General features: G+C 45.5%; 10 protein-coding genes and 2 tRNA genes. 9 read left to right on the top strand and 3 right to left on the bottom strand.

Annotation, left to right across the window (positions count from 1 at the left end; genetic code table 11):
* Positions 1-108 precede the first annotated feature (108 nt).
* A tRNA-Leu gene (locus QOS03_RS00815) sits at positions 109-192 on the bottom strand.
* A gap of 92 nt (positions 193-284) precedes the next feature.
* Positions 285-572: a heavy metal-binding domain-containing protein gene (locus QOS03_RS00810; protein WP_283575022.1), complete on the bottom strand. Its 288-nt coding sequence runs from the start codon at positions 570-572 to the stop codon at positions 285-287.
* Between the two features lie 119 nt (positions 573-691).
* Between QOS03_RS00810 and folB the strand changes: the two genes are divergently transcribed.
* Genes folB through folP form a run of 6 tightly spaced genes read left to right on the top strand, consistent with a single transcriptional unit; the run spans position 692 to position 5,152 of the window.
* Positions 692-1,057: a dihydroneopterin aldolase gene (folB, locus tag QOS03_RS00805; RefSeq protein ID WP_272218784.1), complete on the top strand. Its 366-nt coding sequence runs from the start codon at positions 692-694 to the stop codon at positions 1,055-1,057.
* Entirely contained in the window at positions 1,050-1,532 is a 483-nt protein-coding gene (folK, locus tag QOS03_RS00800; protein ID WP_283575021.1) for a 2-amino-4-hydroxy-6-hydroxymethyldihydropteridine diphosphokinase, read from the top strand. The genes folB and folK overlap by 8 nt, the downstream gene beginning before the upstream one ends.
* Before the next feature lie 9 nt (positions 1,533-1,541).
* The gene (gene folE, locus QOS03_RS00795) at positions 1,542-2,114 is read left to right on the top strand and encodes a GTP cyclohydrolase I FolE (RefSeq protein WP_283575020.1); all 573 of its coding nucleotides are present in this window, start codon (positions 1,542-1,544) and stop codon (positions 2,112-2,114) included.
* Positions 2,111-3,415, top strand: a complete 1,305-nt coding sequence (locus QOS03_RS00790; RefSeq protein ID WP_283575019.1) for a bifunctional folylpolyglutamate synthase/dihydrofolate synthase — start codon at positions 2,111-2,113, stop codon at positions 3,413-3,415. The genes folE and QOS03_RS00790 overlap by 4 nt, the downstream gene beginning before the upstream one ends.
* Before the next feature lies 1 nt (position 3,416).
* Positions 3,417-4,016, top strand: coding sequence for a non-canonical purine NTP pyrophosphatase (locus QOS03_RS00785; protein WP_283575018.1), 600 nt, complete (start codon positions 3,417-3,419; stop codon positions 4,014-4,016).
* Positions 4,013-5,152, top strand: a complete 1,140-nt coding sequence (gene folP / locus QOS03_RS00780; RefSeq protein ID WP_283575017.1) for a dihydropteroate synthase — start codon at positions 4,013-4,015, stop codon at positions 5,150-5,152. The genes QOS03_RS00785 and folP overlap by 4 nt, the downstream gene beginning before the upstream one ends.
* Positions 5,153-5,188: 36 nt before the next feature.
* Here the strand turns inward: folP and QOS03_RS00775 are convergent, their stop codons facing one another.
* Complete coding sequence (locus tag QOS03_RS00775; protein ID WP_283575016.1) at positions 5,189-5,527, bottom strand: hypothetical protein; 339 nt, start codon at positions 5,525-5,527, stop codon at positions 5,189-5,191.
* A 155-nt stretch (positions 5,528-5,682) separates the two neighbouring features.
* On the opposite strand from QOS03_RS00775, the gene QOS03_RS00770 reads away from it, so the two are divergent.
* From QOS03_RS00770 to QOS03_RS00760, 3 genes are all read left to right on the top strand, one after another.
* On the top strand, positions 5,683-6,033 hold the full coding sequence (locus QOS03_RS00770; RefSeq protein WP_283575015.1) for a hypothetical protein: 351 nt from the start codon (positions 5,683-5,685) through the stop codon (positions 6,031-6,033).
* Positions 6,034-6,115: 82 nt separating this feature from the next.
* Positions 6,116-6,186 (top strand) — tRNA-Gly (locus tag QOS03_RS00765).
* A gap of 95 nt (positions 6,187-6,281) precedes the next feature.
* Entirely contained in the window at positions 6,282-7,178 is an 897-nt protein-coding gene (locus QOS03_RS00760) for a M48 family metallopeptidase (protein WP_283575014.1), read from the top strand.
* Positions 7,179-7,280 lie beyond the last annotated feature (102 nt).

Genomic DNA, 7,280 nt, shown 5'->3' with positions numbered 1-7,280 from the left:
CAGGATTCGAACCTGTACATGGTTACCCATACAACGACCTGAACGTTGCGCGTCTGCCAGTTCCGCCACTGGGGCATTTGAAATGTTTAGTTAAGGCTGAAAAGCCAATGCCCCAGACAGGATTCGAACCTGTACATGGTTACCCATACAACGACCTGAACGTTGCGCGTCTGCCAGTTCCGCCACTGGGGCATCTCAAATTTAATTGAAAAGCTGTTGCCTAAGACAACAATATTAACTATATCGTTAAAAATAAAATATTGCAAGTAAAAATCGAAAAAAGTTTAATTTTTTTGATTGAGCAGCTGGACCATCGTGCCGTAACCGGTCAAAACCAGAAACTTGGGTGCAACCTGCATGTTGGCAACATTAGTGGTAAAACGCACACCAACGATTCCATCGGCACCTTTTTCATTGGCTTTTTGTTTTAATTTTTCTTCAACGGCAGGAAAAAGCTGGTCGAAAGCTTCAAACTCGTCGATCGCCTCACTGGGCAGCATTAAATGGCTGGTAGCATTGACGATACCCAGTGATTTATGAGGAGTAGGCAGATTTTCAGTGATTAAAAACATGAACGTCACTTCCTTTTTGGATTTGTTAATATTTATTTTATCATATCGATTTTACATCGGGCATGGGTGCGGTATGATGGTGGTATTGAATTTTGAAACCAGGTAAGGAGAGGGTTATCATCGGGCGCATCAGGATCAACAATATGAAGTTTCATACCTATAACGGCGTATTTGCCGAAGAAAAGAAACTCGGACAAAAGCTGGAGATTGACATCGACATGCAGTATCCAATTGAAGAACGGGTTCAGCATGATGATTTAAATGAGACGGTTAGCTATGCCGATGTTTATGATACGATTAAAGACTTTGTGACGACGCACTCATTTGATCTGATCGAAAGCGTGGCTAATGAGTTGCTAAAAAAAATCTTGGCAGACTATTCAATGCTGGAAAAAGTAACATTGAGAATCCGTAAGTACAGCGTGCCAATTGATGGGGTCTTTGACAATGTCGAAATTGAGGTCGCAGGTGAAAATAATGGCTAGGCGGGCATATTTAAGTATCGGCACCAATTTAGGCGACCGGATCGATAATTTGATGCGTGCCTTGAATCTTTTGATGCGCAATCCAGCCAATCAAAGCATCAAGGTTTCACCAATTTATGAAACCGAACCAGTTGGCGGCGTCAAGCAGGATGATTTTTTAAATATTGCCGTGGCTTTAGATACTAATCTGACACCGCCAGAATTGCTGCACTGGCTGCATGTGATTGAGCATTCATTGCATCGAAAACGACTGATTCATTGGGGACCACGGACGATCGATCTGGATATCGTCCTTTATGAAGATGAAAAATGGCAGACGGCTTCCTTAACGATTCCGCATCCTGAAATGGGCAATCGTCGTTTCGTTCTGCAGCCGCTGTTGGACGTTATGGATGATGATCCGGTACATCAGGAGCGGATCAAGCAGCTGCTACAAAACACCACGGATCATAACTGGATTCGTCCAGTAGAATAGGGGGAAATTATGGATCAAGAAAAAATCAAACACGCGGTCAGCGAGCTTTTAGAAGCATTTGGCGAGAATCCTCAGCGTGAAGGACTTAAAGAGACGCCGCAGCGGGTTGCCAAGATGTATGCTGAAATCTTTGCATCGTTGAACCACCAGCCAGAAGACTTCAGCAACTATAAGACTTTTCATGTTGACGATCAGCCAGAAATGGTACTGATTCAGCAGATTCCATTCTACTCAATGTGTGAGCATCATCTGCTGCCGTTTTTTGGCTATGCCAGCGTGGCTTATGTACCAAGAGACGGTAAGGTGATCGGCTTAAGCAAGATTCCGCGGCTGGTCGATTTCGTAGCCAAAAAACCAGGGATGCAAGAGCGTCTGACTACCGAACTGGCCACTGAGCTGCAGCGGATTTTGAATCCTCAAGGCATCGCTATCAAGGTGGCAGCTCGCCACATGTGTATGGAAATGCGGGGCATCAATAAGGCTGGGCAGTTTACCTACACCTCCAAGTTTACCGGTGACTTTAAAGACAATCAGGCATTGCGTAAAGAGTTTCTGCTGCAAACCAAGGACCTGGTCAAATGAGCAACGAACAGACAAGTCACGATCAGATGAGCTATGAACGGATTATCGACAGTCTGAATCCCCAGATGCGTGGCGGCGATAATGATCGCGTGGGGATGCTTAAGCGCGTTTTGGCAAAATTGCATCATCCTGATCAGCAGTTTCGCATCATTCACGTTGCTGGTACTAATGGCAAGGGCTCAACCGGTACGATGATTGCCCAGTGTCTGCACCAGGCGGGACAAAAGGTGGGGCATTTCAGCAGTCCGGCCATGGTTGATCAGCGTGAGCAGATTCAAATCGATGGCTGTCTGATCGAAAAATCAGCCTTTGCTACCACCTATGAAAAAATCGTACAGCAGCTGCCGGATGACTTGAATGCTGATGATCTAACGGTTTTTGAGTGGTGGACGCTGATTATGCTGCAGTACTTTGCTGATCAAAAAGTCGACTGGGCAGTGATTGAATGCGGCCTGGGCGGACAAAACGATGCCACCAATGCAATTGAAGCTCCTAAACTAGCCGTCATTACGCATATTGCCTTGGATCATACACGAATTTTAGGACCAACCATTAAAGATATCGCTCAAGCCAAGGCCGGGATCATCAAGCCGGGCACTGGCGTAGTTATTTTGGCACCTAACCAGGATCAGGCTGCCAGAGCGCAGATTATTAAACGTGCTCAGGCTTGTCAGGTGTCGGTTTTGGATAGTGAAAAAACGATTCAGCTGACAGTGCTTGATCAGAGCTGGGCAGGTACGCAGCTGCAGCTTAAACTGCCAGGTGCTGAATTGGAATGTCAGTTTAATATGTTGGGCACGTTTCAACTGGATAATCTAAAAACCGCATTGACTGCCGTTGACTGGCTTAATCAAACTGAGCTTGAAATCACGCCGGAACGGATTGCTGCGGTCTTAGCAAACATTGTGATTCCGGGTCGCCTGCAAAAAATTGGCACACAGCCGCTGAGCTTTTTGGATGGTGCGCATAATCCCGATGCGGCAGTTCGCCTGATCCAAACGCTTGATCAGCTGGGCCATCCACAAAAACTGGTCTTGGTGCTGGGCTTTTTAAAAGACAAAAACGTTGCGCAAATGGTACAAACATATCAGAAACTGAATGCCCAAATCATTTTGGCAACGCCAGATCAGCCCAAGCGAGCAATGGCTGCCAAAGACTTGCAGCAGTATCTGCCGAATGCCCTGGTGATTGCCGATGCCTGGACTGCCTATCAAAAAGCAGTTGCGTTGGCAGGCGCGGACGGGATGGTGCTGGTAACGGGATCGTTTTATCTGATCAAAGAAATCGAGGCGAGAATTTAAGATGACGACGCAGCGTTTTGTAATTGCAACTCATAATCCAGCCAAGCAACGCGAAATCAGTCAAATTCTGGAATTTTATGGCGCGCAGGGGATTGCCTATGACCAATTGATCGTACGACAGACTTTTCCGGCAGAAGGTAAGCAAAGCTATGCCGAAAATGCCGCAAAAAAAGCCCAGTTCATCAGTCGGCTGTTACCTGACCAAAACGTTATTGCCGATGATTCTGGACTAGAATTGGAGGCTTTTCCGCAAAGATTCGGCATTGAGACCGCACGGCAATTGACTCCGCACTTTGCTACCAAAAGCGATATGAATGATGGAATTATTCGATTGGTTGATGGCCGTGATCGGCACTTTGTTATGAAAACCGTAATCGTGTTGGCAAGAAGCGGTCAGGTCAGCAAGACTGCTTATGGTGAGTTAAAGGGAACAATTGCCACGGCTCAGCATGGTGATGAGGGATCAGGCTTTGATCGAATCTTGATTCCAGAAGGTTTGGATCATACGCTCGCTGAGATGAGCTTTGCTGATTGGGTGGCTTATTGTCATCGTAGTCGCGCCGTTAAGAATCTATTGGACCAAATGGAGGAAATGAAATGAGAATCGTGGAGGACACAAACGTTGCCAATTTGTCGCCATTAGCCTCGGCAATCTATGACAAGCTGTCACATAATCAGCAGATGCTTTTTTTGACATGGGAATGCAACGATGACGAAACGACTAATCAAGTAGCTCATTTTTTAAATCATTTTGATGCCGCCTTGGCTCATCTAAAAGGCAAGGTTGAGTTCATGCTGCCATTGACGGCCTTTCATTTAATGGCCCACCGTGCAACTCAAAAATGGTCTGATGATAAAGAACTATGCCAATCTTTGGTTAAGATCGCGGCTAATCATACCGTCTCTTGGCGTGCGGGTCGCTTCGACTTCAATGTTTCGGCCAAACCAATTATTTATGGCATCATGAACGTTACGCCAGACTCATTTTACGATGGCGGCCGCTACAATACTCCTGAAACCATGCGTGATCATATTCGGCAGATGGTTGAGGCAGGTGCCGATGTGATTGAGGTCAACGGACAAACCACCAAGCCAGGCGGATTTAAAGAGGTTACGCCAGTAGAAGAGCTTGCACGCATCGTTCCGGGCATTGAGATGTTAAAAGCAGAATTTCCCAACGTGGCAATTGCCGTTGACACTTATAAGCTGCCTGTGATGGAAAAAGTCTTGGAGTTAGGCGTTGATATCATCAATGACGTCAATGCTTTTGATGATCAACGCAAATTACAGCTGCTTAAAAACAGTCGGGTTGGCCTGGTAACGATGCACAGCAGCCGTGATCGCGAGTATGGCAATCTGACCGTTGAGATGAAGCATTTCTTTGAGCATAATCTGGCTAAGATTGCGTCAGCCGGGATTGATCTGGACCGTGTGATTATCGATGAAGGGATTGGCTATTCCAAGGTTGCCGATGGTGAACAGGACTACGCGATGATGCGCAATATCGATGAGTTCCGTTACCTGAACCGACCAATCATGGTAGCCATCTCGCGCAAGGGCTTTGGCAAAAAACTGTTTGATCTGCCCAAAGATGAGCGCCTGTCAGTGACGCTGATTGCAGAAACCTACATGTATCTGCATGGCGGTCGGGTACTGCGGGTTCACGATATTCAAGAGACGCGTCAATTGGTTAAAATGATTGATACGATCACATCCGGATACTGGCAACGCAGCTGATGACAAACAGAAATGATCAATTTGGCAAATCGTTAATTACCAAATATTAATGACAACGTTAATGATTAAAATCAGATAGGTGGCAAAAAACAGCCATGGATTGCCGAATGTCTCGCGTTTTTGACGAAAGGCAGCTTCAATGGCAAACAAGGCGATCAGTAACCAGATGATGCGGCCGACAAACAGCAGCAGATGCAGATGGAAAAACATCAGAGTCGTGGCCAGAGCCGTAATGGCCGCAACGATCAATGCCAAGCGCGTGAGGACGAACCAGTCACTGACGCGCTTTTCCATTTTGGCATGTAGTCCCATAAAAACAGTGATAAAAAGAGCAATTGCACAGATGGCATCGATTAAAGTTAGGATTTTGATCATTTGAAAGGCCTCTCTTCTAAAGTTTTTAGCTGTTTAAATTTTATCATTTTTTGCTTGATAAAGCCGGGTTTGATACGTGGTGCTTGAATTTTGCCGTAAAAAGAGTAAACTATCATGTATTGCTATCAATCGGGAAAATTGACGAGGTGAATTGCATGCTTTACAAGATTGGCGATATTGTCAAAGGCAAAAAATTTGGCCCTATGGATCATGACTTTTCCGGAGAAGTCGAAAAAGTATATGAAAACTCGATTATGATTGCCATTCAAGACTACGATCCGTCTGACCAGAGCGGTGTCAACGAATTGAACGGTCGCGCAATCATTCGTAAAGATGAGGCCAAGATGCTGAAGGCTGTTCCACGTACGGCAGAAGACAAAGAAGCCGAAGTGGAAGCGGAAAAAGAAGAAGCTGAAAAAGAGGCTAAAAAGACGACTGGCAAAAAGGCAACGCGGGCCCGGCACTCTTCAAAGGTACGCATTGAAAAACCAGCCGACAAGAATTAGTTTAAAAAATCAAAATTACTTGATGACATTTTTAAATTAATGAGGTATACTTGCTAAGTAAGTTATTTTTACTTAGCTTTTTGCGGGTATAGTTCAGTGGTAAAACCCAACCTTCCCAAGGTTGTGTCGCGAGTTCGATTCTCGTTACCCGCTTATGTAAAGGATGAGCAGTTGCTGCTCATCCTTTTTTGATTTCAGCGATTATAAGACGCCCCCAGCATTATAATCAAGATGAAGGGGGGAGGAAAATGCTTTTTGAACAGATTGCCCGTAATCGGCGCCATACAGTTTGGCTATTAATTTTTATGAGCGTTATTGTCATTGGCGTCGGGCTGGTATTTGACTGGGCGTTTGGGACTAATTGGATGTGGATTTTCTGGCTGGTTGGCTTTGGTTATCTGATTTGGTTTTACTGGCATTCAGCAACTTTTTTAATGAAGATCAATGGTGGCCGACAAGTTGATGAAAAAACGGCACCGCACCTTTATGAATTGGTTAGTGAGCTTTGTTTAGCCAGTGGATTGCCCATGCCAAAAATCTACATTTTGCCGATTGACTGTTCCAATGCGTTTGCAACGGGATGCAATCCAGAACATGCCAGTCTGGCTGTTACTCAGGGACTGTTGGATCTGATGAATGATGAAGAGTTGCGCGGTGTCTTGGGTCATGAGCTGTCACATATCAAAAACTACGATATTCGCGTTACGACGATTGCCATGTCATTATTGGAGCTGGTTAGATATTCAGGCTGGGGTCTATTAATTGCCGGAATTGGCCTGATGAGCGTTAAAACCAAGGCTGGGATCATCAAGCTGATCTTTTTAATGCTCGGGGCCAGTTTGGCGGTGGTTGGCGGCATAATTGCCATTGTCGGGATTCCATTGGCTAGGATTGCTTTTTTTGCTATCTCCAGAGAGCGTGAGTATCTGGCCGATGCGGGATCAGTAGAAATGACGCGAGATCCCAGTGGCTTGATCAGTGCGCTTGAGAAATTGAAAAGCGATGATCGCCAGATGCCAGCTGACGATGCAGCCACCAATGCCATCTGCTTTAATGCCAGACCTGGTAATTGGCTGATGAAGCTGTTTGATACGCATCCGCCATTGGAAAAACGGATTGAGCGGCTAAAAAATTCGGCTTCGTAACAAACATGTAACTTGCCTTTTTTAATTGAACTGGTATAATCTGAAATTGTATAAAAAGCTGAAGAATATTAGAGAGGTAGCCGCTGGCAAGCGAGCCTGCGT

This window comes from Limosilactobacillus pulli (genome assembly GCF_947381555.1).
Taxonomy (GTDB): Bacteria; Bacillota; Bacilli; order Lactobacillales; family Lactobacillaceae; genus Limosilactobacillus; species Limosilactobacillus pulli.
Note: the sequence above shows the minus strand (reverse complement) of the source record. Positions and strands in the feature narration are given on the sequence as shown.